The organism is Streptomyces sp. NPDC037288 (assembly GCF_055603265.1).
The window spans coordinates 1-1,330 of the sequence record NZ_JBVJVY010000218.1; the positions used below are offsets into that span (position 1 = coordinate 1).

General features: G+C 66.2%; 2 protein-coding genes. Both read right to left on the minus strand.

Going from position 1 to position 1,330, the window contains the following annotated elements; genetic code table 11:
* The coding region (locus ACZ7GZ_RS43385) for an alpha-amylase family glycosyl hydrolase (RefSeq protein WP_471033377.1) at window positions 1-872 on the minus strand (872 nt) is incomplete at its 3' end.
* On the minus strand, window positions 869-1,330 hold a 462-nt coding region (locus ACZ7GZ_RS43390; protein ID WP_471033379.1), incomplete at its 5' end, for an alpha-glucosidase C-terminal domain-containing protein. The genes ACZ7GZ_RS43385 and ACZ7GZ_RS43390, both read right to left, overlap by 4 nt.

The window sequence follows — 1,330 nt, forward strand, 5'->3', positions numbered from 1 at the left end:
ATCACCGGGAAGTGGAACGCCATGTGGCACTCGTCGCCGCCGGAGGCGTAGTCGCCGAAGTAGTCGACGACGTCCTCGGGCCACTGGTTGGCCTCCGCCAGCAGCACGGTGTCCGGGTACATCGCGTCGATCTCCTTGCGCACCCGCCTCAGGAACGCGTGGGTGGCCGGCAGGTTCTCGCAGTTGGTGCCCTCCTCCGCGTACAGGTACGGCACCGCGTCCAGCCGGAACCCGTCGATGCCGAGATCCAGCCAGAAGCGCAGCGCCGCAAGGATCTCCTCCTGCACCGCCGGGTTCTCGTAGTTGAGGTCCGGCTGGTGCGAGAAGAAGCGGTGGAAGTAGTACTGGCCGCGCACGGGGTCGAAGGTCCAGTTGGAGGATTCGGTGTCGACGAAGATGATCCGGGCGTCCTCGTACTGCGTGTCGTCGTCGGCCCACATGTAGTAGTCCCCGTACGGGCCGTCGGGGTTCTTCCGGGACTCCTGGAACCACGGGTGCTGGTCGCTGGTGTGGTTCATGACGAAGTCGATGATGACGCGCATGCCGCGCTGGTGGGCGGCGTCCACGAACTCCACGAAGTCGGCGAGGTCACCGAACTCGGGCAGGACCGCGGTGTAGTCGGAGACGTCGTAACCGCCGTCTCTGAGCGGCGACTTGAAGAACGGCGGCAGCCACAGGCAGTCCACGCCGAGCCACTGCAGATAGTCGAGCTTGGCGGTCAGGCCCTTCAGGTCGCCGACGCCGTCGCCGTTGCTGTCCTGGAAGGAGCGGACCAGGACCTCGTAGAAGACGGCACGCTTGAACCACTCCGGGTCCCGGTCCTTGGCGGGAGTGTCCTCGAAGGTGTCCAGTACGGGTTCGTTGACGGTCATGACGCTGAGGGCCCTCCGTTCCGGGGCGTCGCCCGCCCGACGTGGAGCACGTGCGCCGGCGCGCTGCCCGGCGTCAGACGCACGTAGTTGGTCCTGCCCCAGTGGTACGTCTCATCCGTCAGTTCGTCGTGCACGGACAGAGCGGCGTTCCAGTCCAGGCCGAGTTGCGGCATGTCCAACGAGACCGTGGCCTCCTGGGTGTGCTGCGGGTCGAGATTGACGACCACGATGACCGTGTCCGTTCCCGTGCTCTTGCTGTAGGCGAGCACGGCGTCGTTGTCGGTCCGGTGGAAACGGAGGTTCCGCAGGCGCTGGAGCGCGGGGTGCTGCCGACGGATCGCGTTGAGCTTGGTGATGAGAGGTGCGATGGTGCGGCCCTCGCGTGCGGCGGCCTCCCAGTCACGCGTCCTGAGCTGGTACTTCTCCGAGTTCAGATATTCCTCGCTGCCCTCCCTGAG